The organism is Gottfriedia acidiceleris, from assembly GCF_050457485.1.
Lineage (GTDB): Bacteria > Bacillota > Bacilli > Bacillales > Bacillaceae_G > Gottfriedia > Gottfriedia acidiceleris_D.
In genome coordinates, this window is record NZ_JBCMJM010000001.1 from 420363 (window position 1) to 444903 (window position 24541).

Below are 24541 nucleotides of genomic sequence, written 5' to 3' on the forward strand. Positions count from 1 at the left end.
CTGGGTTATGGCTTTCTAATGTTAAACCCTAATACATTGGGAACATTCTTACTGAAATTCACATCATCTTCAACATAATCATAAAGTTCTTCATGTTAATTATATTGCCAGTAGAAGCTTTGTCCTTTTTAAATTATTTGACATCTGAGTTGAAAAAGCAATTCTTGTTATTCAACTAAAGCATGCTTTAGTTGAATAAGAGATTATCACTTTATAATAGGAATTTGTTCTTTATTCAACCAATCTTCAATAAATGGAGCTTGATGAGAGTTTAAGTTTTTAGGTATTTCTTTTTTATTTAGAAAACATAATTCAATACTTTCATTATTAGCTTCTAAAGTTCCTACATAATCAGTTACATGAAAAATAATCTGAACACTAAATACTTTATCTCCATTCGCATATTGAGCAAATCCATTTTCTCCCGAATAAATACCAAATAATTTTACATTACTAATAGTTAGATTAGTTTCTTCAAATACTTCTCTTTTAACTGTATCTTCAAAGGTTTCTCCTAATTCTAATAGACCCCCAGGAATCCCCCAAACATCATAATCGGTTCTACGTTGTAGAAGAATTCGTCCAGAACTATCTTCTATAATTGCACCACAGCCAACCGTTAATATAGTCTCATTTCCAACCATTTTTCTTATTGTTTTAATGTAATCATTCATAAGAATAACCTCGAATATTTTTTATTTATTATTTCGACAAAAAATTTAAAACGTCCTGCTTTTTAATTAGATCATCAGCCAATTAATAATTTTTCTTATTAAACTGCCAATTAGTTGAATAAGACAATCAACAATTTACATTAACTCAGCAAAAAAATTAAAGTAAGATTGAGCGATCCCATTCCAAGTAAAAATTAAATGTTTTCCACATATTTAATCAACTAATTACATTTTTAAAATGCATATCTTTATTAATAAAAGAATAAAAGTAAAACTGTAGAAATAAATAAATGTACGATTTAGGTAGAACATTATTTACTTTTTATAAGAAGACAATATTTTTATTTTAAAATATGAAGGGGGGAGTAAAGTTGAGTTATATAGACTCATTACTAGATCAACAAGTATTTGTGCTTCTATCTGGAGATATAGGTTTTGAAGGTATTTTAACTGATGCAGGACAAGACATACTTGTATTATATAATGGTCAAAAATATTATTACATCCCTTGGATTCATGTGCATCGAGTACATTTATGTCAGCATATTAAAGATAAGATAAATACTCCTAACGAGCCTTCAATTGCAAATGAAATCGAATCAATTTCTTACAGAAAAGTATTAACAAATGCGAGAGGAATCTTCTCGGAAATATATGTTACGGGTAATTTGACGTTTCATGGCTATATAACAAGTGTTCTAAGTGACTACATCGTTTTTTATTCACCCGTTTTTAAAATGATGTATATCTCTTTATCCCATCTAAAGTGGCTCTCACCTTATCATCAAAATGTAACACCTTATTCAATTGATAATGCAAACTTTCCAATTAATCCATCGAATATCTCCCCAGTGCGCTCGTTTGAATCTCAATTAAAAAAAGAAGAAGGAAAACTAGTTATTTTTGATGGTGGGAATGATCCGATGAAAATTGGGTTGCTGAATACGATTGAAAATAGTGTAATTGAATTATCGGTCGCAAGTGGAGAAGTAGTTTATTTAAGGCTTAATCATATTAAGTCTGTTCATTTGCCTTAAATGAATTTATGTTTTTTATAAAATAGTCCGACAGATTTTGTTAATTGGGAAGCTCTTATTCTAGAGCTTCCCTTTTTTATCGGTTTCTTATAGTGGAAAATATTTTAATTTAATTAATCTTAATGAAAAATATTTTCTAGTCTATATAATTAGAAAAAATATAAATCTGAATAGATCATTTCAAATGAAAGTTGAATACCAACTAAATCTGCTATTCATTGTGATTTTTCAAAAGGAACTTTTAGTCAATTGTAAATATAGTTATGTATCTTTAGGGGACATTTGCATTAGATAGGTAAAACAACCATCTTCTATAAAATAATGAATTCATCTAAAACATCATTGTTATATTTGAATAATAATATAACAAATGGACAAGTTTCATTGGAAAATATTTTATAAGAAGGTGAGTTTTATGAATTTCGAAATTCTAATGAGTGCTTCAGTTTTTCTATTAACGATGGCGGTCATTTTTTGGAGACCAAAAGGTATAAATGAAGCATGGCCTGCTGCATTTGGTGCAGTAATCATTTTAGTGACCGGGATCGTAACAAAAAGTAATTTAATCGATATTGTACACAAAATAGGTGAGGCTTCTATTACAATTATCGCAACGATTGTAATGGCGATTATTTTAGAAAGTTTTGGATTTTTCCATTGGTCTGCTGCTAGACTTGCAAGTTTAGCAAAAGGTTCAGGGCGCAGATTATATTGGTATATCCAGCTTTTATGCTTTTTAATGACATTACTCTTTAATAATGATGGCAGTATTTTAATTACAACTCCGATTTTAATTCTCCTATTAAAAAATTTACGTTTAAAACCACATCAACAAATTCCATATCTTCTTAGCGGAGCATTAATTGCCACAGCTTCAAGTGCACCAATCGGTGTAAGTAATATCGTAAACTTAATCGCATTAAAAATTGTTCATATGACACTTTATATGCACACAGCTATGATGTTTGTCCCTGCTAGTACAGGATTGCTATTTATGTCATGGCTAATGTATATGGTATTAAGAAATAAATTACCAAAACAATTGCCGGTGTCAACCGATGACATAGAAGAGTCATTTTTTATGAAAAATTTTCATCCTTTAAAAGGGAAAATGTCAGTAGAAACAAAACAAAAGAGAACAAAATTTATGTTAAAGGTATTGGGATTTGTTTTCTTAATGCGCTGCTTATTATTCGTCGCTTCATTTCTTGGGATACCGATTCAATATGTAGCAGTTTTAGGTTCACTAGTCTTATTAACTTGGAGATGGTATCACTTACGGACAAGCCCTGTTGATATCTTAAAAAAGACACCTTGGCATATTCTAGTCTTTGCATTTTCGATGTATGTGATTATTTATGGTCTCCATAATGCTGGTTTAACTGCAGCTTTAGTTAAATTCTGTGAGCCAATCGTAAATCAAGGCTTATTTCAAGCAAGCTTTATCATGGGTGGATTAGTTTCAATCCTATCTAATCTGTTTAATAATCATCCAGCTTTAATGGTTGGAACTATTACACTGACAGAAATGGGGCTGGATCCAATTACATTAAAGACGATTTATCTAGCTAATATTATCGGTAGTGACATTGGATCGTTATTACTTCCAGTAGGTACATTAGCATCCCTAATTTGGATGCACATCTTAAAACAAAATAAAATTAAGGTGAAATGGAAGGATTATCTAAATGTATCATTAATTGTCATTCCGTTAACAACAATCGTAACGTTGTTTCTACTATATTATTGGGTGCAATTAGTTTTCGCATAATAAACAATTTGAATCTACTAGAAAGAGGAGATGCAAGTGAGTGATGTACAATCATTAGTTGGAGAAAAAATTTATGTGCAATTATCAGGTGGTAGTTATTTTGAAGGAATACTAACAGATTATGGTAGAGACGTCCTTGTATTATACAACGGACAAAAATACTATTATATTCCATGGCTTCACGTTCATAGGGTTAGTCTTAGTAACAACTATAAAGACAAAATAGATAAACCTACAGGACCTTCAATTGCAGAAGATATTGGAACGATCTCTTATCGTAAAATATTATCAAATGCAAAAGGGATCTTTACAGAGATTTATGTTACAGGTAATATCACATTTCATGGAAATATTATAAACGTATTAAGTGACTATATCGTGTTTTATTCACCAGTATTTAAAATATTATATATCCCTTTATCACATTTAAAATGGCTAACACCATACAATTATAATGCCAACCCCTATAACTCAGAATTCAATTTATTACCTGTAAATGCAAATATGTCATTTTCACGCTTGTTTGATACACAATTAAAAAAAGAAGAAGGAAAATTTGTCGTATTTGATGGGGGAATTGACCCAATGAAAATTGGAATACTCAAGAGCGTGGAGGAAGGTGTCATTGAATTGATTGTAGCAAGTGGTGAGGTCACTTTATTGAGGCTTAATCATATTAAATCGTATCACTTACCATAGCTAATAATGTTCTAAAAATAGGTTCACCATTGGGAGCGTGTGCAATCCATGTGAGCATATAAATTAAATCGACCCTTAACGTTGTATGCGTTGAGGGTTTATTTATTTATTTATTTATTTATTCCAAAGACAAAGTAAAGAGTATAAGGTTACTAATAAAATCCTTAATATCTAAAATCCTCATTTACAGTTTATTTGTAATTTTATTATTTATTTTCAGAATTTTTACCCAATATTAAAATATAAATTTAAAAGTATCTTAAATTCGTCTAATAAATTAATAAGGTATCTAATCTTTAGTTGAATTAAAAAGGAGGAAAAGTTATGTTTTGTAAAATATGTGGAAATTCATTAGTAGAAAATGACCGTTTTTGTGGAAATTGCGGAACAAAAGTTATTTCTTTGAAAAATGAAGCGGTAATCTCAACAATTCAAGATGAAATTAATGAAGATATGACCTTAGGTGAATCGATTTCAAAAGTAGCTACATCGAGGACTGAGCGATCGAAACAAGAATCTGCTAGAAACTTACATAACGGGCTCTTTTCACAAACAGTAACTGAACCTGGTGCTAATAGCCAAGTTATGAATCAAATTAATTCAGACCAACTTAATCAATTTAAATCATCAATGTTAGATTTTTGGAGCTTCTTTAAATTAGCTATTAAAAACCCTTATGGTGTTGCACAAGGAGTTAATGAAAAATATTTTTTAAAAGGAATTATTATTTTAATTTTATATTCGCTATTAATTCCAGCAACTTTCTATAATGTATTAAAAATTGGTATTAAATCAACAGAAAGTGTTCTAGGAGATTATACTAACTTCAGTAGCCAATTAAGCTTTAGTGCTTTGGTTATTAGCCCATTTGTGATGATTTTAATTGTTCATTTGGTAACTGTTATTACATCTTACATTTTTTTAAAAGGTAAAAAAACAAATCTTCAATTAAAAGAAGTTATTGCGAGATATGGAACTTTATATTCTGTTAGTTTAGCTTTAGTTTTATGTGCATTTATTTTAAGTTATGTCTCAATAACACTTTGTTTAATATTTATCTTAGTATCGATATTTATGAGTATAAGCGTTGTGCCATTAGTAATATGTTCGTTTCAAAATACTAAAACAAAAGGAATCGATAGTTTATATATCATTTCAGTAGTTTACGTTGTAATGGTAATTACACAAATGATTTTGTTACGATCCATGATAATAAATACGATTGATAGATTTAGTGACTTACTGTTAGGAAAATTATTTTAATTAATAAATATCCAATAAAGTTTAATAAAACCTGCAAGTATTATTAGCCAAAACTCAATAGGTAAACAAAAACTAAGATACTATACCTAAGCTTTATAATATTATCCCATTTAAGTAGAAAGTGAAAACATAAAACATTCAATTTTTGGATGTTACTCTTTTACTTGGAGGGGACCTTTTTCTGGATATAATTGGACAAGCATTCCAATCTCTGTTCAGAGAGGAATATGAATAAAAGACAATTTATGCTTTAAAAATGGGGTGCGGAGTTGAAATACTCTTTCTAAAAGATTATCAATTCATATTTAACTCTATAAAAATCTAACGTTATAAGTTTCAGATATCTATAAAAAAACGTGCAAGGTATGTAGGGATACCTATACACGTTAGAAATATAAAAAAATAGAGAAGTTCAGGTTAATAGAATTTAAATATGTTATTTACCTACATGTACATTAGACCCATCACCAATAACATCGGAACTATATCGATCAATTCCGTCTGCAATCTTCATCAACAAATTTGTTAAATATTGTTGATCTGATAGCTTTCGATCTTCTTCGGGATTTGTCATAAATCCTAGCTCAATTAAAGTAACAGGAACCTTTGACCAATTAAATCCAGAGAGATCATCTCGATAGGATATTCCTTTTACTTTTGTAGATTGCTCTTTTTTTACTTCCTCAACAATATTCTGTGAAATTAGTAAACTATCCTTATAAAGTGAAGGAATAAATGGATTTTCTTTAGATGGAGTTAATACAGAAAATCCTTTTGTAGAATGATCAATCGACCCGTCGGCATGGATTCTTATAAATAAATCAGCATTGTTTTTGTTCGCTATATCCGCTCTTTCTTTATTGCTTAAATTTACATTATTTGTTGTACGAGTAAAAATGACATTGTAACCCCTCTTTTTAAGGATATCACCTAATTTTAGTGATGCCTCTAAACTTAAAATATACTCGGGCTTCCTTGTCACTACTCCAGTTGTACCACCAGCAACTTTTATTTTCATTACACTAGAGCCAGGTCCTAATGGTTCAAGCGCTGTATTTGCTTTACTTTGATGACCCGGATCAATACATATCACAAGTGGTTTAATGATGTTCTTCTTTTCATTTGTTTGAATGACTTTATTAGGTTTTTCTTTTACGTTATCTATATTAAGCTGCTGACTGTGTGATGATTTGTTCGGTTTAATATCAGATTTATCTTTTTGATAATATAAAAAACTTAAAATACAGATTGTAATGATAATAAAAAAAATAAGGATCTTTATATTAACTACCAACTTCAATTAATGTACTCCTCCCTAGCTTTGATTAGGTTTACATTATAAGTTTCAATCTCACTTAATTTACCATCATATGTCACATCTGGACTATACCATGATTTAGATAAAAAATAGTTGCGAAGATCATCTGACTTAAAAATGTATCCATGACGTGCATATATTTCGTTCCTAGCAATGCGCAATTCATCTTTGGCCAAATAATCTATTTCAACTTGAGTTAGTTTTCTTACGCTACTCGTTGGCAATAAAAATTCATTTGTAGTAGATACCTCATCATATACCAATGTATGGATCACTATGGCTAAATCATCTTTCGAATTTCCTTCCAATACAGGTATTGATAAACCGCAAGAGCCTGAATAATACATTAAATCTTCATTAGATAATGTGTGCGGATATTGTGCAACACACTCATTACCTACTAGAATATACCAAGATGTATTTTTAGCCATTGCTACTTCATCTGCAATATTTGCTACTTTAATTGCCCAGTCCCTTATTGGAGAAATATCTCCACTATCATATAAATTAAATATTAATTGAAGATTTTGTGGAGAAATATTATTAGCTGTTAAATTAATGACACCATCACTTTGTGTTATGTCCCAACTACCAACAGATAGACTTCTACTCCCATCGTAAATTTTTAATTGTTCTAATCGATTTATATAAGAAGGGATCGTTTGAGTATTAGTTGGATTTTTTTTAGATACTTTTACATTCTTTCCAGGAACTTTTATATTCTCTTGCATTTTATTTTTTTTATCTACATCATTCGATACATGTTGTGAGTGTTGATTTTTATTTGTTATTTTTGGATAAATTAAATAAATTGCTACAGCCAATATGATTAATACGGCAATTGAAATCAATATACCTTTGATTCTATTATACTTATTTTTATAATTACTTTCCTGCAAATTCCTATTTTCCGAACGAGTTTCGACTTGATTAGTCACTTCGGAATTATTAGATCTTTCTCCGCAATTTGTACAAAATTTTGACCCTTGCTCTAAGTTTCCACCACATTTAGTACAGTAAGCCAAATCTTCTCACTCCCTTTTTAATATTTAAAATTATTCTAATGTTGCCTTTAAGAAAAAATGCAATTTATTTTTTGTAGGAAAGAATGAGATAGGGTGGCTGAGTTGCAATGTAGGAAAGTTCGTTGGATTGCCTAGAGTTATTAAAAAAACGACTAAGAGGATTCTCTTTAGTCGCTTTGTAATTATTTGCTTAGTTTCAATAAAAGTATTGTGAAGATTAATGAAATTTACACAATAATATATATGATTAATCTCTATTTCAAAGCACAAAAATTTGATTTCCTTCCTATAATACATACAGGAAATCTATAAAAATATCCTAAAAAAAGGTGAATTCCCCCAATTATAAAATTCAACTAATTAAATATAATTATTAGAGTGATTTTTCTATTTATAAAAATTAAGTGGGGGGGGGAAGTTGGTTTTAAACTGAGGTTTTTTCTATTTAGTGTTAATTACTTGTTTTAAATACCAAAACGAGTATACTCTCGAAGTAATCCAACCTATAAATATACCACTAACGTTTAAGATTACATCATCGATATCCATCACTTTATTAGGATATCCTGTTACATAATTGATTCCAAGCTGAATTATCTCAATTGATAAAGACAGCAAAAAACCAATTAAAAAAATGTTATGAAACCTCAAATTTTTTCTTTTTAATACTACATAGAGAACTGGTATTGGAAGCAACAAAAAAATGTTACCAATTACTTGTATCCATAGATCATGTTCAATTGATTTAAGAATTGTGTTGAATGGTGAAAATTGATAATAGAGCTTACTAGTTATTTCAGGATTTTTTTTATAGAAATACGTAATTGGAAAGAAAACAACTTTTACTAAAGATAAGAAGTAAAAAAACCATATTGTAAAATGATAGAATCTTTGTTTTGTCAGTGTTTTACTAATCCATTTTATTTTCACAAAATATGCAATTAAACCTAGCAAAAATACAAATAAAAATTCAATAGGATCTAATGTTACTGAAAAGCCGATCATTAGTATTTCCAAGATATAGATGTATTACCTTCCATTTGAAGGCCTGTGTAGTTTCGGTAATAAATGTAATAACTCCCCTTTGTATTATTTGTAAGTTTTTTGATTCCACCAGTTACTGAAGGTACAGTAGTTAAGTCTTTAATAGGGTCTAGTCCAAAAACATCCATTTTTAACTGTAGTTCAATATTTGCCTGTTTTGTTTTTTTAGCATCTATCCAAATACCTTTTTTGGATTAACAGTAACAGTAAAGGTAGGATTACTACCTACATCAAGTCTTTTACTTTCCACTCCACCTGTCATGCTATATGAAGTAGAGTATTTACCACTTGCTGCAAAAGCAGTTCCACACATTAGTAAAGTTGAAGATATTGAACTCATAGCTAAAATTTTTTTAATTCGATTCATTGTAGATCCTCCTTGATTTTATAATGGGAAGTCCTTCAACAATTAAATCGGAAGAATATAAAAGAAATTTAGTATCATATGTGAACAAATATGGAAAATCGAAATAAAGGTAAAAAGTAGTACTGTAGCGAAACATTTAAAAACACTACTACCTGAAAGGCTGGTCTAAGATGCTAAATTTCGTTTTTCCAGGTTTAGTCTTAATTATTCTAGTTGCAGTTTTTGTACTATTTAATAGAATCGTTAAGAAATCTAAAAGATCATAGTTTGATAGAGAAAAGAATCTACAATTTGATTCTTTTTTTATTTGGCTCTGTTAAAAAATGATATTTAATTCAATTCAAATATTAAACAAAGATCAATTTTAAAAATCGAAAGAACCACTTTAACAAAGATTACAAAATGTTCATACAAATTTATACCTTATTTACAGTAACTATACAGTTCCTAAATACTCTTCCGTTATATTGAAAGTAAGAAAAAATACAATAGGGAGTGTTATTCATGGGGAACAAGAAAACGATTATTAGTGCTGCTTTAACAATTGCAACTGCAACAACATTAGGATTTAATCATTTCGTAGATGCAAAAGAATCCGATAATAGTCACAAACAAGGAAAAGCTAAAAATGTGATTGTTTTTGTTGGAGACGGAATGGGGGCTGCACACCGTGAGGCGATCCGACTGGCTACTGTTGGACAAACTGGTAAACTAGCAATGGATGATATGCCTTATGCTGGATTAGTACATACTAGCTCAACTACTGCTATTACAGATTCGGCTGCTGCGGCTACTGCTATGGCGTCAGGCGTAAAAACGTATAATGGGGCAATTGGTGTTGATGCAAACAAGAAGTCAGTAAAAACAGTCTTGGAAATGGCAAAAGAAGCTGGGAAATCGACTGGTTTAGTTACAACAAGCCAGATTACAGATGCAACTCCAGCAGCATTCGGTGCTCATGTGACTGATCGTTCAAAACAAAGTGATATTGCAAAACAGTATCTTGAAAACAGTAAAGTCGATGTATTACTAGGTGGAGGAGAGGACTTTTGGTATCCTGCTGGAAATGCTGGAAGCTACGAAGACCATCCAGCAAAGGACACTTCTGAACAAAGTAAAGGAACACAAGGAAATCTTGTTGAAGAAGCGAAAAAGCTTGGCTACAATTATGTAACGAATGCAAATGAGCTACAAAAAGCGAAAAATGGTAAGTTGTTAGGTCTTTTTGCAAATGAAGAAATGTTCGAACAAAGAGAAGAGGGAAAAGGTGATCTTTATGATCCAGTAGTATCTCTTCCTGACATGACAAAAAAAGCGATCGATACTTTATCGGATAATAAAAAAGGTTTCTTCTTAATGGTAGAGGAAGAAGGCACAGACGAAATGTCTCATGAGAACAATGCTGAAAAAATGATCAAAGCTGGTCAAGAACTAGATAAATCAGTATCTGTAGCTAAGGAATACGCAAAGAACCACCCTGACACTCTTGTTCTAGTAGTAGCAGACCATGAATGTGGTGGCTTATCAATTGAAGATGTGGACAGCAAAGATGAGTCAGGCGATGGAATTTCTAAAGAAGACGGACCATTTAATGTGGCAAACAGTAGTAATCAATTCATGATTGACTGGACAACAAGTAGTCACGGTGGCGTATCTGTTCCTTTAACAGCAATTGGTGCTGGAGCAGAGCTATTATCAGGAACATATGAAAACACTTATATCTATGAGGCTATTAAACAAGCAATGGGTTTGAAAAAATAATTTTTGTTGAAAAACATTCCATTTATCTAATGGGATGTTTTTTATTTAGTGCCCGGCAAACTTAGCAACAAAAAGAAGATCATCATTATTTACTAAATGAAAGAGATAAATCCAAGAAGGGAAATTACATATACAGAGAGAATTAATGTTTTAAGGAAAAACGGAAGAAATATTTATGCTAAAGATACTTTAATTACATTGAAACAATAAAATAATGAAGAAAAAGGTAGTGTTATGTTGAGAAAATGGGTTATAGTACTTTTTTTAATCTGTTTTTTATTAATTGCTTTTATACAGATTAATACAAAAAAACAAAATACGTTTAAATTATTTAATTTCAATTCGCTAACAAAATCGGAAATTCCAAAAATCGATCACATTGTAATAGTAATTGAGGAGAATCATGCGAAACAGCAGATTATGGGGAATCATTCTGCACCTTATATTAATTCACTAATGAACCAAGGTGCCAACTTAATTAACTATCATGCAATTGAACATCCTAGTCAGCCGAATTATTTGGACTTGTTCTCTGGTTCAAATCAAGGTGTCACTGACGATTCCTTACCAAAAACAAAATTCTCAACAGATAATTTAGCAAGTGAGCTTAATGAAAAAAAACTAACATTTGCCGGTTATTCTGAAGATTTGCCTTCAATTGGTTTTAATGGAGAATCCAACAAAAATTATGCACGGAAACACAATCCCTGGGCTAATTTTACAAATATCTCAAAAAAAGCAAATCAACCATTAGAAAAATTCCCAACAAATTTTAGTAAACTGCCAACTGTTTCGTTTATAATCCCTAATCTTCAAAATGACATGCACGATGGAACAATTAAACAAGGAGATCAGTGGTTAAAAAAACAAATTGATGCTTATGTCAAATGGGCAAAAACGAATAATAGTTTGTTAATTGTAACGTGGGACGAAGATGACTTTTCACATAATAATAAAATTCCCACCTTTTTTGTCGGACCCATGGTAAAACAAGGACAATTTAACGATAATTTAAACCATTTTAATCTTTTACATACTATAGAGGATATTTACGGATTAAAACATGCAGGGACAAATAAATCTGTTAAAACTATTAAAAATATATGGAAATAATTAGTGGCTTTTTAATAGTTGAGGTAGACAACAAAGATGATTCTAGCGATGTGATTTCTAAGGAAGACAGCCTATTTAATGTGAAACAGTAGTAATCAATTTAGGATTGACTGGACAACAAGTGGTGATTTTAAGAAACATTCCATTTTTTATGGTATGTTTTTTTGCGCTAAAGATTGAGTTGATCAATTAATTGTAAAAAAGTTGACAAAATTATAAAAAAGGGATTTGTAGAAAAATGTAGAATTTTATATTCATAAATCAGAAAGGAGGTGTTTTCATGTACTTAGAAGAAATACGCTCAAGAGCAAGGGATACCTTGAGAGGGAATTGGAAAAAATTTATTGGATATACGATCGTAGTGCATCTATTAACTACATTAGTTGAAAATAGACTTTCATTTTACTTCCCAAATCCCATTAAAAATGAATTGACGAAATACATATCTTTTGTAATTAACTGGGATGACTACCTAACGTTTATTTATAGTTTATTTATTACGGCAATTATTACGATTGGGAGTACACGGTTATTTACTTTTGCCACAAAGGAAGATGAGCAACCGTATTCCTTACAAACAATATTTTATTATTTTACAAACTTAAACCTATATTTAAATGCATTTTTACTAAATTTCTTAACTTATTTATATTCTACGCTTTGGACATTGCTCTTGATTGTTCCTGGCATTATAAAATCATATTCATATCGAATGGCTCCATACATATTTATTGAAGAACCACATTTGACTCCTAATGATGCCATTACAAAGAGTAGAAGAATGATGGATGGATATAAGTGGAAATTGTTTTGTTTAGATATTTCTTTTATTGGTTGGATTATTTTATGCATTTTAACGGTTGGTATTGGATTTTTATGGTTGTTTCCATATATGAATGCAAGTGAGGCACATTTTTATCATGAATTAAAAAATAAAGAAAATGATTCTAATATTAGAGTATAAGGTGATTTATATACAAAATACGGCTGACCTATTTGAAACGATTTAGGACAGCCGTTTTTTTACTTATTAACAATCTGATTTGAAGTACGAACCGTTAAAACAAAATAACCGAGATAAATAACAACATAGGCAAAGATCGAAGTGAAAATCGGAATAATGATCTTGTTATCTGTAGAACTAGATAAAGTACCTATTGCTCGTAAAATGACGAGACTATGACAAATTCCTACTATTAGTGGTAATCCAAATATAAACAAAGTTAGCGGTTTTAAGTGTTTTGAAAGTTGATCAAAAATCTGGTCACATACAATCACATAAAATTCAGGATAGTTCCAACGTAAAATTCTACCTTCTTTCATAGCTACAAATTTAAGGTTCATTTTACCTTTAGGTAGATTCAAATTAATCATTTGACGGAATTACCCCAAATTACAAAATACGATATGAACTATATAATTAAGAGATAACGATATGGAAACATTGATCAAAGATGCTTACCTTTTATTTTGGGTAGAGAGAATAGGAGGAGTAATTATGAAAGTATGGAAAATATGGTTAACTTTCGTTTTGATTATTGTTACGTTTATCGGTTCGATTTTTTGTTTTTTTTATTTTATTATTACTGGAACACCACCATGGGGTAAGGTTTATCAAAAAATATCGATGCGTTCTTATTTAGAAAAAAAGTACAATACTGAGTTTACAATTCATGAGGTAGGTTTTAACCCTCTTAATGAGGTAGGGTATTACGCGACGGCATCACCAAAAGCAAATCCAGACATTTTGTTTGATTTGTCTGTTTCAGTAGATGAATTATCAGGTTATGCTGACCTTTACCCTGTTGAATTTTGGCAAACGAAAGATGCCGAACCTATAAAAGACTATATTTCAAACTTATTTCCTCAAAACGAGCTTATGAGTTTCGGAATTTATCGAAAAGTAGACGAAGAAGTAAGTCCAAATATTCCCACTTTAAACACTCTTCATTATGATATGGGCTATTCTGGTGTATTATCGATTAATTTAAAAGGTGACTGGTTTAAAAAAACAGATGAAGAACGAAAAATACAGCTTGATAAAATAAACCAATTATCTTCATACATACAAAAGAAAAATTTACCCGTACTTGTATGGATTTATTATGCCACTGATGACTACTATGATCGAAAAGTTATTTACATCACACAGGAAGGGAAAGTTGTTGATTATCCGAATAACTAATAAAACAGAAAAATTTTCACAGCTAAATAAATCTAGTTTTTATAAGTAATGTATTTAAAGGTAGATAGTATTTATGAACTTTTCAAAAAAGGAAGTGATCTGTTGTCAGAAAATAGTATGGAATGTGAACCAAATGTATCAAAAAAGAAAATCTTTGCATCTCTTTTATTTGTTCCAGGTTTTTATCTGATGGTTTTATTTACAACCGGATTAATCGTATTTGTAGGTAGCGGATTAATCTTTATCATTCATTATTTTATAGGTAAGTTTTTAGGTGAATTAGGATTTTTATATTTTGGATTAATTTTACTCGATGCTTTACCTTTTTTTGGAATGATATTTGGAGTAGTGAGTTGTTTTATTGCAATTATTTCTATGTTTTTTAAAAATAAACAATTTGAGCCGGCTATATTAATTAATCCTCATGATCATCCAAAACTTCGTGAATTAATTTCTGAACTTTCTGGAAAAATGGATGCACAAATGCCAAACTCGATCATTTTGCATGTAAAATCAGAATTTTTTGTGTCTGAAGGTAAAATTAATGTCTTTAATGGAATTGCAAAAGGTAGAATAATATCGATCAGTTATCCCTTACTTCACGTATTATCGGTTAATGAACTACGTGCCATTCTTGCCCATGAACTTTCTCATTTTACGGGTAGAGATTTAGTTTTTAATAGGTTCGTTTCCCCTGTCTATAAAGGTGCAAATAAGTATTTAGACTATATTACATCCTTATTTAATCACAATGGTCGTTGTCGTCCAATATTTATAGCGATTCCAATGATTTTACCAAAAGTGCTTATGGAGAATTATCTTAGAATTTTTCACAAATATAATATGAAAATTTCTAGAGAAATGGAGTACAGAGCCGATTATATCGCATCAAAAATGTGTGGAAACGAAAATTATAAAGAGGCTTTGTCCAAGTTAATAAGTCATGGTAATGTTTTTATCGATTAATAGATGAACAAATGACCGAGAAACTTGTTCATGGCTTTCAATTTGAAAATTACTTTAGCTATTACCGTGAAAATGTTGAAAGTTACAAGAAGCAAATTGAAGAGTCATTAGGTAAAGCTTTAAGTGATCATGAAGCAGAATACGCTTCACATCCTACATTGAAAAATAGAATAGTAAATTTACCGAATGTTGATACAAAATATGATGACAATGAAAAAGCATTAGAGTTAATAAATTCGTTTGATTATTTAGAAGTGAGTATGACAAAGCATTATAATTATTTTTTAAATAACAATGCTATTCATTTCTAATGATTTATAGGTTTATATTTTAGATTTTAAGAATTTAATAAGTATAATTTAAAGGGGGGCTTACGTATGTATCAATATTTCCAAGGATTAGTTATTAGGGAAGGTACTGAGGGAATTCATGTCGATGATATTGAGGCCCTTTTTAAAGATGCTGGTTGGATTAGAAATACGCCGACCTGGCAGAAGGAAAAGTTTTCGTTAATTTTTAAAAACTCTACTTGGGCATATACCGTTTGGGATAACAACAAAATAATAGCTATGGTGAGAGTTATTTCAGATAAAATAATGTATGCTAACATATTAGATTTGATCGTAATGTCAGAATATCGTGGTAAAGGAATCGGAAAAAAACTAGTTGAACTATGTGTTCAAAAACTCCCTCACGGCGATTGGTTTGCGCATACATCTTCTAACAATTTCGATTTCTACAGAAAAAGTGGCTTTGAGGTCAAAGACTTATCTACAAATGGTACATGTGTGTATTATGGTTATACACAGGCCAGATTAGATGGACATCGGTAGACATTTGTAATTAAAAATTGCTTACATGAACCATTTAATAGATTTGTTTGTATGTGATGATTCCGAGTCGAATTTGAAAAAAATTATTATGATTTTATTAAATGAATAAAGTTTAGTAGTATTTGATATAATTGATATATTTAAATTAAACAAAAAAAATAGACAAGGAGCTAAAAATCAGCTCCTTTTTTCTTTTATGGTAACATAATAAGGAAGGATTAATATTCTTTTAAATTGAATATTTTAATGACTAACAAATATGAGAAGTTCCCTTTAACAATTTCAATACAAATAAATGTTTGCTAGTTTATAAGGCATTGTTAGATTCGGTCTTTCATGTAAAAATGCAAATGTTTGAGAACAGGAGGAAGCATCATGACAAAAATAGCAATTATTTCAGATATCCACGGAAATAAAACTGCATTAGAAGCAGTTTTAAAAGACATTCGCTCTAGAGAAATAGAGAGGATTTTTTGCTTAGGTGATTTAATTGGTAAGGGGCCTCAAGGCTCAGCGTGTATAGAGCTCGTTCAAAAAAATTGTGAAAAAGTAGTCCGTGGGAATTGGGATGTATTTATTCAGTCACCTGCTGAAAATGATTTTATTCAATGGTTTAGAGAGCGATTAAAAGAAGAAGACTATCAATTTCTAGCTTCTTTACCTTTTCATATTGACCTTGAATTAAATGGACAATTAATCAGGTTCTTTCACGCTTCACCAAGGAGTGAATTTGAGAGGATTTTACCTTTCCATCCAATTGAAAAACGGTTAAGTATGTTTGAAAATAGTGAGATAACAAATTCAAATAAAAACGATAAGACTCCTGATATCATCTTTTATGGAGATATACATACTACCTTTTTGGAAACTTTCAAAAACGGAATTTTATGCAATGTAGGAAGTATTGGAAATTCCCTTGATTTAACTTCGGCGTCTTATGCGATTCTTGATGGTTCTTATTCAACTAATTCAATCCAATTTGTAAGGGTGGAATATGATAGAGAAGCTGAACTTAAAATTGCCGAAGAGTTAAAATTGCCGGATCTAGATAAATATCATGACGAAATAATGTTTGCTAAGTACAGAAATTCATAATCTAAAATTAAAAACAGTGGGAAACTGTACCTTCCCACTGTTTATTTTATTATTTAGCAGTTTTTTTCAAAAATGGTTTTGACAGTTTCAATGAATGATTTTCACTTACAAATGTGGAACTTAATAGCAAAGCCCCACCAATCATTTGAACAATTGTCATTTTCTCTTGTAAGAAAACAGTTGAAATTAATAAAGAGGTGATTGGATCAACATAACTTAATGCTGCAATGCTTTGCCCGTTTAATTTCTGCATCCCTGAAAAGAATAATAAGAATCCAATGCCCGTGTGTACCACTCCTAAGATTATTATAAATGGAATTGAAGAAACTGACATTTCCAAAATCCCGAATCCTTCAGTAATGAATACATATGGTATGAGAAGTAATGATGCTGTTCCAAGCTGGATAAGTGTAATTTCTAAGCCAGCCATGTTTTTAATAAATTTATTGAGTAGCATTAGAGAAGCATAAAACACAGCTGCTAATAGTCCATAACCAATCCCAATAAAATCTTCTAATCTAGCCGTGCCGAGCCCACCACTAGCAACAACTAATAACATACCGAATATGGCTATGACAATGCAAATTAATTTCTTAGATGATAATTTTTCTTTCAGTACAAATGGAGATAAAATCAGGACAAAGACTGGTGCAAAATAATAACTTAGTGCCGCGTTTGATACAGTCGTATATTTGTAAGCTTGAAAAAGAAATATCCAATTTCCACCCAATGTAATGCTAGAAAGTAACAAAATATAAGCATTATTTTTTACTGATGTCCATGATATTTTTTTCTTACCGATAAGCATGTATGTTATTAAAAATAAACTACCAATTAAACCACGCAATAAAGCTATTTCACTCGAAGCTAAATCAATGTATCTTATAAATATGCCAATCGTACCAAAGATCACCATTGATAGTAGGAATTGAATTTTAGATTTCATCGTCTACTCCTTCGAATCTACGAAACAGCTTATATTTCGCAGATTCTTAATCTATTTTTAATATAAGCTCATATAGTGTTGTTTGAACAGCAGGAGTAAACGGTGGTGGCGGTGAAGTTGAAAATGGTTTCCAAATATATAAATTAATAGTAGATAAAGGCATTTCGATTCCCCCTATTTCAAAAGCATATTATTGTTACATTCAATTATACTAGATTAATGAATAGGTAATGAACAAAACAAACTTCAAAAATAAAGATAGGAGATTTAATATGGAAAAACAACGTAAAATTATTTTATACATTGGTACTTCTATTGATGGATATATAGCAAATAATGATGGAACGTTAGAATGGTTAGAAACAACAGAAGTAGAAGGAGACTCTGGCTATCATACACTTTTAGAAAGAATTGACACTGTTGTAATGGGAAAAGCAACATATGATGTCGTCCGTGGATTTGATATGGAGTATCCTTATAGTACATATAAAAACTATGTGTTTTCAAAATCTGCAAATGGAACAGATGAATATGCTACTTTTATAGATGAAGATATTAAAACTTTTATACAAGATTTAAAACAACAACCTGGTAAGGATATTTGGTTAGTTGGTGGAGGAAATCTAGCTCGAGAATTTTTTAAAGAAAATTTGATTGATGAATTCCAACTAGCGATCGCTCCGATCGTTTTGGGAAAAGGAATTTCTCTTTACACTGGTGATGACATTACCCAAAAATACACTTTAACGAAAGTAGAAAAATTAGGTCAACTTGCTATGCTTCATTATGTAAAGAAATAATATAAAGATATCAGTAAAACAATTAAATTAAAGTTAAATATCAGCACAATTAGCAGTAAATTCACACACTAAATTGTACAGAAAAGAGCATTGAAATAAATCAATGCTCTTTTTACTATTCCTTTAATCTGATAATAGGGTATTAGTCGTGAAACTCGATGCATACTGCAATTGAACTTTCATCAGATAGTGCTTTATAGGCTTTTGCATATGATATTACAGTACTTGCTACTAAGTAAATAGTCGAACTGATTGCTAGATCATTATGATCAAATCCATCTAATTCATAAATTTCCCCGTAATCTTCTAAGCTTGGACCTTCAAATTCTTCGGACCAATCACTAGCCCAATCATCATCTACTATTAACATACGGTTTTCCAACAATGAAAGTAGTATTGCAAGAACATTAGAAAAATTTTAATATTAAATTGTTCTTATAATTTTAGGGGAAAAGTCTTTAGTATAAAGGAGTAAGTTGTGAATGGTAGAAACAATAAACTGGAAAAATAATGCGATTGGACGTAAATTTATAACTTCTTTTAGCGGAGGGAAAGATAGTGTACTAGCTTTATATAAAGCTATGAAAGTAGGGGAAGCGGTTGGATTAATCGTTATGTTAGAGGAAGAAGGGAAACGTTCTAGATCCCACGGAATGCCTCCTGAAATAATACACGCTCAAGCTGAATCAATAGGTTTACCTGTTTTTACTGGGGTGGCAAGTTGGCAGGAATATGAAAAAGTATTTACGCTGCTATTAGAAAATGCAAAAAATCAAGGAGCGGATGTATTAGTAACGGGTGACATAGATATGCCTACTCAAGATTGTTGGCATGATAAGGTTACAAAAAATGTTGGATTAAAGCTTGATATGCCATTATGGGAAATGAATCACCGTGAAGCTGTCGATGAGTTTATAAATAGAGGATTTCAAACGATTGTTGTAACAGTCAACTTAACGTTAGGAATGCGGGAAGAAGATTTAGGACGAACGTTAACTCACGAATATGTAAAGGAGCTTGAAACTCGAGGCATTGATCCATGTGGAGAAAGTGGTGAGTTCCATACTACTGTGATAGATGGACCAATTTTTAATAATCCGATTTTAGTTAAAAAGTGTGAGATTATTAGGGACGGAGAATATGTTTATTTGCCTTTAGAGCTTGCATAATAGAATTAGAAATTAAGAATGTATATAAAATACTGAATTAATTATGGTAAAATTCAGATTACAAAAAAACATCCTGGGAGAACTTCCTATGCATTCTTTATTTCAAAAAGGAAAACAAAGATATATGAAAATTGGAATAAAACCTATAGTTTTCATTGCAATAATATCTACCGTTTTAATCGTAAGTGGATTTGATATGAATATTAAAGAGGTGTTGATTTATCTTGTACTTTATCAAATCGGTAAGAGCATTATCTATTACTTTGAATCAAAAAAAGTAAATTGGAAGGAAAGTATTAAAGGAATTATTATTTGTCTATTATTTGTATGTGTTTATCACATTTTATTTCAACTCTTGATCTCAGTTGGTTTTAAGTCAATAAAGATTATAAAAGTTATAATCGGCTTACTAGTTGCTACTTTGGGAATATTATCATTTTTGGATATTACTTTTATTATTCCTTTTAAGATTCTTAAGCAAAAAAGAAATAGAAAAAAATAGTACTTAGGTTTTTATAAATCAAATTAAAGCTATATTAATTATTATTTCAGTTTCAGGAATATAGTAATTTCATTGGGATAGTTTGTAATTTGTCTATCTAAATACTAGAAAATAAAAAAATTGGCAGAAAAAAACTAGGGAAGGTGAAATCCTATGAAATTGTTATTATCAATCGTTTTAGCAACCATTTTAGCTATATTTCTTTTGATGTTAGGAGAAGTTGGTATAATTATAGGTTTCGGAATTTTAGCAGGTACTTTGTTTAGAGGAGTATATCTTTTAAACGATTTAAGCAAAAGACTTTCAAAAGTAGCTCCAATTGTACCGAAATCTGATAAGGTAAAAGAAGCTTATGAAAATTATTTAAAAGAAAAAGAAATAAGCAGTTGAGGATGGAAATTATTCCGATCCTTTTGTTGTTGTATACTCTTTAAATGGCTCTTGACTTGAGTTACATCTTTGAAGAAATCTTCGTCATTATTTTCCGGTTTTCCCAGAGTATGGACTCAATCCAAATATTTCCTTCTTGATTTTATTAAAAATAATTTCACTTTTTAAATTGATTCCAATCCGTCATGATCCCTTATAAAACAATACCTCATTGTTTGTATCTTAAATTTTTATTAAAATTTATTAATACTTTTTATAAAGAAACGTCCGAATTAACCCAAATTACAAAAAGAAGTTGTTAGTGTAATATTATAATAAAATTATAAATAATAGGATAGTAATTTTATATTATTTTAGAATTAAAATTTTATTATTTAATTTAAATTTTATTTTTAAATTCATGGGGGAAATAGTAGTGGTAACAACAAATAGTAAATCTATATCTTCATTAACTTTAGGCGTTTTATCGATCATCATTCCTTATATTGGCTTTATACTTGGTATAATAGGTCTATTTATTTCTAGAAAAAGTATTGCCGAAATTAATCGCACGAATGAAAAAGGGAAAGGTTTAGCAATTTCCGGAAGGGTTTGCAGTATTGTTGGAATATGCATACAGTCAATTTTGATTATCATTTTAGTTTTAGGAATTATTACTTTTTTTTCAATGAATGATAATATGACTTTTTAATGAAAACATAATAGAACAAAGGTTTTCGAATAAAAAGTAGAGAAATAGCTTTTATTAATGATAAAACTTTGAAACGACTTTGACTGTTTGGATTTAAATGTATATAGTTTATATTAAAGTCTTACGTATCTACATAATTTTTGATTGAGGAGGGACGGACATGGAAGTTTTTGCAGAATATTTAGCAGGTATTGATCATCCAGACTACCGTGAGCGAACTGCTGAAATTTTGGATTGGATTTCGAATAAATTTCCTAGCCTAGAGCCACAAATTAAGTGGAATACGCCGATGTTTTCCAATCATGGCACATTCATCATTGGCATATCGACTGCGAAGCAACATATGAGCGTATCACCTGAAGAAAAAGGTATTGTTCAATTTGCCGATGAAATTGCAAATGCTGGCTATAGTGCTACAAAAGGATTATTTCGTATTCCTTGGAAAGTCTCAGTCAATTATGAATTACTTGAGAAAATGATTGAGTTCAATATTCAAGATAAAGCAGAATATACGTCTTTTTGGCGTAAATAATGTTACATATTTTATAAAATAGTTGGTAAAGATTAAATTTAATAGCAGAACGTTTAAATAAAAATAGGAGCTGACTAAAACAGCTCCTATTTTTTATTCAGAAAGATTTAAAAAGTAACCAGGTCATTTTAAGGACTTAATCGAATAATATAGAATCAATGTTTAAAGATAAGTGGTGATTTAAGTGAAAAATAGCCTACCAAAAAAAATACATATCATTGGTTCAGTTGGAAGTGGTAAGACGACTTTAGCAAGGCAGATGTCCAATAAGCTAAATATACCTTTTTATGAGTTAGATAATGTTGTATGGAAAAGGCAAAAGGGCAATAAAGATATCAGGCGTTCCGAACAAGAAAGAGAATGCTATTTAGATACACTCATTCGTTCAGATACATGGATTATTGAAGGCGTTCATAATGAAGAATGGGTAGGTAAAAGTTTTCGAAATGCAGAGTTGATTATTTTTTTAGATACTAGCTATTCAGTTAGAACTTACAGAATTATTAAAAGATTTTTCTTACAAAAACTTAAATTAGAGAAGTCAAATTATAAACCGACACTTCAAATATTCTTCAAAATGTTTAAATGGAATAAGTATTTTGAAGAAGTGGGGAAACCAACATTTTTTAAAAAGTATAAAGATTACAATGATAAAATATTGGTTGCTAATAATATAAATGAGGTTGAAGATTATTTTACCGTAAATAGATCAAAAAATATAGGAATCGCAAAATAGCGGTTCCTAATTTTTTTATTGCAGCCATCTTAATGTAATGGGATTGGAAGGTTTTCTACTAATTCTGATAAAAATACAAATTTAGCTTCTTCTTTTATTTTAGGTATATATTCCTTTATTACATTTGAGGTAATTTCACCTGGTTCTCCTACATGTCCAATCGCAATCATAGTTGGTTCGACTCTTACTTTTTCTAATAGTAATCGAGTTTGCTTTTCTATATGTTTATAGGTGTATAAATCATCGAAAAATAATTTGTTTTCAATGACCGGGACGCCTATCTCATCCGCAATTTTAGTAACTACGCTCCGATAATTCGTCTTACTATCGAAAAAAAATAGGCCCCTTTCTTTACAAGCAGTTAAAACAATGCGCATTACTCTCTCATCGGAAGTTGCTTTTGAACCCATATGATTATTTATTCCTATTGCGTATGGGACGTCATAAATAGCGGCTAGAACTCTTCTTCGAATTTCGTCATCACTTAAGTTGGTCTTAATCGCATTTGGACCTAACCAACTTGCTTTCCCTTTCCTCGGTTCCATTGGTAAATGAACAATTACTTCATATCCTTTAGAATGAGCAACAGTTGCATCCTTTTTAGTAGAAGGTAAAAAAGGCATCACTGCAATTGTTAATGGGATCGGTAGCGAAAGCATTTGGTCCGTTCCTTTCATGTTATTACCAAAATCATCAATCACTATAGCAAGCTTATGATTAGGCTCAGCAAATACTGAAGAGCAGGTAGTAGATAGAGCTACAAATATAGAGAAAATAGAAGTAATCCAAAGCTTCATCGGTAAATCTCCTTTTCCATTAATTACTATGCTCTACTATTTTCTGTGATTATAAAGAAAATAACCGTAAAAATTGAAAAGAAACTAAAATGTTTAAATACAACAGCAAATGTGATTTAATGCTCAATTTAATAAATAAAAATTCAATTAAAATTAAAAGTTGAAAGTAGTATGAGTAGTCTATTGCTGCTCACTTTTTTATTTTAATTCCAATTTTACTTTATAAAAAAGGAACTTTAATTCTGTTGGAGAATGTAATTAAGTTAAAGTTTTGTTTTCATCTTAGGAGGATATATGAAAGATTTCCATTGCTGTGCAACGTGCCAGCATTTTAAAGCAGAGAAACAAGTAAAAGGTATGAAATATTATTGTAGTAGGTTGGGATTTGAAACAATGACGAACTATAAGTTTAATTGCTGGAGTCCAAATGAGAATGTGAAGAAGTTGATAAATAAGTGGAACATGGGCCGATAGACTTATAAACAAAAAGAGGAAGATAAAATGAATAGAAATAGATTATATAAATCGAATACAGATTATGTATTTTTAGGTGTATGTGGAGGAATTGCAGAAGCTTTATCAATCTCATCAATTCTTGTAAGATTGGTATTCGTATTTTTGCCAGTATCACTTCTAGTCTATCTAGTTTTGGGAGCACTGATGGGAAATGATGATTTTTATTACGTTGAAAATGTAAGAAAGAAGAGTAGGTTTAAAACGATGATACTTGCTTTTGTATTTGCTGTAATCGTAATAGTAATTTTATCAAACTTGGGTCTTTAGTAGCGACTTCAATTAATTAGATAACAGAAAAGTTGTAGAAGGTC

30 protein-coding genes are annotated in these 24541 nt (G+C 30.3%); 21 read left to right on the top strand and 9 right to left on the bottom strand.

The genetic code is table 11. The features are described 5' to 3' along the window. Nucleotides 1–206: 206 nt before the first annotated feature. Complete coding sequence (locus tag ABEY15_RS01945; protein WP_429888086.1) at nt 207–674, bottom strand: NUDIX hydrolase; 468 nt, start codon at nt 672–674, stop codon at nt 207–209. A gap of 371 nt (nt 675–1045) precedes the next feature. On the opposite strand from ABEY15_RS01945, the gene ABEY15_RS01950 reads away from it, so the two are divergent. The 4 genes from ABEY15_RS01950 (at nt 1046) to ABEY15_RS01965 (ending at nt 5444) form a co-directional block, all read left to right on the top strand. Continuing rightward, on the top strand, nt 1046–1711 hold the full coding sequence (locus ABEY15_RS01950) for a DUF2642 domain-containing protein (protein ID WP_429888088.1): 666 nt from the start codon (nt 1046–1048) through the stop codon (nt 1709–1711). A gap of 415 nt (nt 1712–2126) precedes the next feature. Then, nucleotides 2127–3482 carry an arsenic transporter gene (locus tag ABEY15_RS01955; RefSeq protein WP_056476513.1) on the top strand — a complete coding sequence of 452 codons (1356 nt, stop codon included), beginning with the start codon at nt 2127–2129 and terminating at the stop codon, nt 3480–3482. Nucleotides 3483–3518: 36 nt separating this feature from the next. Further along, complete coding sequence (locus ABEY15_RS01960) at nt 3519–4181, top strand: DUF2642 domain-containing protein (RefSeq protein ID WP_429888090.1); 663 nt, start codon at nt 3519–3521, stop codon at nt 4179–4181. Nucleotides 4182–4505: 324 nt separating this feature from the next. Continuing rightward, nucleotides 4506–5444: a hypothetical protein gene (locus ABEY15_RS01965; RefSeq protein ID WP_429888091.1), complete on the top strand. Its 939-nt coding sequence runs from the start codon at nt 4506–4508 to the stop codon at nt 5442–5444. A gap of 436 nt (nt 5445–5880) precedes the next feature. Here ABEY15_RS01965 and ABEY15_RS01970 read toward each other — a convergent pair whose 3' ends face one another. The 4 genes from ABEY15_RS01970 to ABEY15_RS01985 all read right to left on the bottom strand — a co-directional run bounded on the left by ABEY15_RS01970 (nt 5881) and on the right by ABEY15_RS01985 (nt 9198). Next, a complete protein-coding gene (locus ABEY15_RS01970) occupies nt 5881–6744 on the bottom strand; it encodes an N-acetylmuramoyl-L-alanine amidase (protein ID WP_429888093.1) in 864 nt (287 codons plus the stop codon). After that, a complete protein-coding gene (locus ABEY15_RS01975; protein WP_429888094.1) occupies nt 6741–7787 on the bottom strand; it encodes a YARHG domain-containing protein in 1047 nt (348 codons plus the stop codon). The genes ABEY15_RS01970 and ABEY15_RS01975 overlap by 4 nt, the downstream gene beginning before the upstream one ends. A 441-nt stretch (nt 7788–8228) precedes the next feature. Further along, nucleotides 8229–8792, bottom strand: a complete 564-nt coding sequence (locus ABEY15_RS01980) for a VanZ family protein (protein WP_429888096.1) — start codon at nt 8790–8792, stop codon at nt 8229–8231. A gap of 211 nt (nt 8793–9003) precedes the next feature. Then, nucleotides 9004–9198 carry a hypothetical protein gene (locus tag ABEY15_RS01985; protein ID WP_429888098.1) on the bottom strand — a complete coding sequence of 65 codons (195 nt, stop codon included), beginning with the start codon at nt 9196–9198 and terminating at the stop codon, nt 9004–9006. A 504-nt stretch (nt 9199–9702) separates the two neighbouring features. Here ABEY15_RS01985 and ABEY15_RS01990 point away from each other — a divergent pair. From ABEY15_RS01990 to ABEY15_RS02000, 3 genes are all read left to right on the top strand, one after another. After that, nucleotides 9703–10959 (top strand): alkaline phosphatase, encoded by a 1257-nt coding sequence (locus ABEY15_RS01990; protein ID WP_429888100.1) that lies wholly within the window; start codon nt 9703–9705, stop codon nt 10957–10959. A gap of 234 nt (nt 10960–11193) precedes the next feature. Then, nucleotides 11194–12072, top strand: coding sequence for an alkaline phosphatase family protein (locus ABEY15_RS01995; RefSeq protein WP_429888101.1), 879 nt, complete (start codon nt 11194–11196; stop codon nt 12070–12072). A 280-nt stretch (nt 12073–12352) separates the two neighbouring features. Next, on the top strand, nt 12353–13036 hold the full coding sequence (locus ABEY15_RS02000; RefSeq protein ID WP_429888102.1) for a DUF975 family protein: 684 nt from the start codon (nt 12353–12355) through the stop codon (nt 13034–13036). Nucleotides 13037–13095: 59 nt separating this feature from the next. Here the strand turns inward: ABEY15_RS02000 and ABEY15_RS02005 are convergent, their stop codons facing one another. Further along, nucleotides 13096–13446 carry a hypothetical protein gene (locus tag ABEY15_RS02005; protein ID WP_429888104.1) on the bottom strand — a complete coding sequence of 117 codons (351 nt, stop codon included), beginning with the start codon at nt 13444–13446 and terminating at the stop codon, nt 13096–13098. 124 nt (nt 13447–13570) lie between these two features. On the opposite strand from ABEY15_RS02005, the gene ABEY15_RS02010 reads away from it, so the two are divergent. The 5 genes from ABEY15_RS02010 to ABEY15_RS02030 all read left to right on the top strand — a co-directional run bounded on the left by ABEY15_RS02010 (nt 13571) and on the right by ABEY15_RS02030 (nt 17151). After that, nucleotides 13571–14257 (top strand): hypothetical protein, encoded by a 687-nt coding sequence (locus ABEY15_RS02010; RefSeq protein WP_429888105.1) that lies wholly within the window; start codon nt 13571–13573, stop codon nt 14255–14257. Nucleotides 14258–14359: 102 nt separating this feature from the next. After that, nucleotides 14360–15223 carry a M48 family metallopeptidase gene (locus ABEY15_RS02015; protein WP_429888107.1) on the top strand — a complete coding sequence of 288 codons (864 nt, stop codon included), beginning with the start codon at nt 14360–14362 and terminating at the stop codon, nt 15221–15223. A gap of 11 nt (nt 15224–15234) precedes the next feature. Beyond that, a complete protein-coding gene (locus ABEY15_RS02020; protein ID WP_429888108.1) occupies nt 15235–15534 on the top strand; it encodes a hypothetical protein in 300 nt (99 codons plus the stop codon). Nucleotides 15535–15600: 66 nt separating this feature from the next. Then, nucleotides 15601–16056 (top strand): GNAT family N-acetyltransferase, encoded by a 456-nt coding sequence (locus ABEY15_RS02025; RefSeq protein ID WP_429888110.1) that lies wholly within the window; start codon nt 15601–15603, stop codon nt 16054–16056. A gap of 375 nt (nt 16057–16431) precedes the next feature. After that, nucleotides 16432–17151: a metallophosphoesterase family protein gene (locus ABEY15_RS02030; protein WP_429888112.1), complete on the top strand. Its 720-nt coding sequence runs from the start codon at nt 16432–16434 to the stop codon at nt 17149–17151. A 49-nt stretch (nt 17152–17200) separates the two neighbouring features. Here ABEY15_RS02030 and ABEY15_RS02035 read toward each other — a convergent pair whose 3' ends face one another. Continuing rightward, the gene (locus ABEY15_RS02035; RefSeq protein ID WP_429888113.1) at nt 17201–18097 is read right to left on the bottom strand and encodes a DMT family transporter; all 897 of its coding nucleotides are present in this window, start codon (nt 18095–18097) and stop codon (nt 17201–17203) included. Nucleotides 18098–18369: 272 nt separating this feature from the next. On the opposite strand from ABEY15_RS02035, the gene ABEY15_RS02040 reads away from it, so the two are divergent. Continuing rightward, nucleotides 18370–18897: a dihydrofolate reductase family protein gene (locus ABEY15_RS02040; RefSeq protein ID WP_429888115.1), complete on the top strand. Its 528-nt coding sequence runs from the start codon at nt 18370–18372 to the stop codon at nt 18895–18897. A gap of 142 nt (nt 18898–19039) precedes the next feature. Here the strand turns inward: ABEY15_RS02040 and ABEY15_RS02045 are convergent, their stop codons facing one another. Further along, entirely contained in the window at nt 19040–19267 is a 228-nt protein-coding gene (locus ABEY15_RS02045) for a hypothetical protein (protein WP_429888117.1), read from the bottom strand. Between the two features lie 112 nt (nt 19268–19379). Between ABEY15_RS02045 and ABEY15_RS02050 the strand changes: the two genes are divergently transcribed. The 6 genes from ABEY15_RS02050 to ABEY15_RS02075 all read left to right on the top strand — a co-directional run bounded on the left by ABEY15_RS02050 (nt 19380) and on the right by ABEY15_RS02075 (nt 22917). Continuing rightward, the gene (locus tag ABEY15_RS02050) at nt 19380–20066 is read left to right on the top strand and encodes a diphthine--ammonia ligase (RefSeq protein WP_429888119.1); all 687 of its coding nucleotides are present in this window, start codon (nt 19380–19382) and stop codon (nt 20064–20066) included. Between the two features lie 88 nt (nt 20067–20154). Further along, nucleotides 20155–20568, top strand: a complete 414-nt coding sequence (locus ABEY15_RS02055; RefSeq protein ID WP_429888121.1) for a hypothetical protein — start codon at nt 20155–20157, stop codon at nt 20566–20568. A 153-nt stretch (nt 20569–20721) separates the two neighbouring features. Then, on the top strand, nt 20722–20958 hold the full coding sequence (locus ABEY15_RS02060) for a hypothetical protein (RefSeq protein WP_429888122.1): 237 nt from the start codon (nt 20722–20724) through the stop codon (nt 20956–20958). A 415-nt stretch (nt 20959–21373) separates the two neighbouring features. Then, the gene (locus ABEY15_RS02065) at nt 21374–21649 is read left to right on the top strand and encodes a DUF4190 domain-containing protein (protein ID WP_254664535.1); all 276 of its coding nucleotides are present in this window, start codon (nt 21374–21376) and stop codon (nt 21647–21649) included. Nucleotides 21650–21809: 160 nt separating this feature from the next. Then, nucleotides 21810–22181 carry an iron chaperone gene (locus tag ABEY15_RS02070; RefSeq protein ID WP_429888124.1) on the top strand — a complete coding sequence of 124 codons (372 nt, stop codon included), beginning with the start codon at nt 21810–21812 and terminating at the stop codon, nt 22179–22181. Between the two features lie 184 nt (nt 22182–22365). Beyond that, nucleotides 22366–22917 carry an AAA family ATPase gene (locus tag ABEY15_RS02075; RefSeq protein ID WP_429888126.1) on the top strand — a complete coding sequence of 184 codons (552 nt, stop codon included), beginning with the start codon at nt 22366–22368 and terminating at the stop codon, nt 22915–22917. Nucleotides 22918–22946: 29 nt separating this feature from the next. On the opposite strand, the gene ABEY15_RS02080 is transcribed toward ABEY15_RS02075, so the two are convergent. Further along, entirely contained in the window at nt 22947–23714 is a 768-nt protein-coding gene (locus ABEY15_RS02080; protein WP_429888128.1) for a divergent polysaccharide deacetylase family protein, read from the bottom strand. A 294-nt stretch (nt 23715–24008) separates the two neighbouring features. Between ABEY15_RS02080 and ABEY15_RS02085 the strand changes: the two genes are divergently transcribed. Both ABEY15_RS02085 and ABEY15_RS02090 read left to right on the top strand, forming a co-directional pair. Next, a complete protein-coding gene (locus ABEY15_RS02085) occupies nt 24009–24188 on the top strand; it encodes a hypothetical protein (protein ID WP_429888130.1) in 180 nt (59 codons plus the stop codon). Between the two features lie 27 nt (nt 24189–24215). Beyond that, a complete protein-coding gene (locus ABEY15_RS02090) occupies nt 24216–24497 on the top strand; it encodes a PspC domain-containing protein (protein ID WP_429888132.1) in 282 nt (93 codons plus the stop codon). Nucleotides 24498–24541 lie beyond the last annotated feature (44 nt).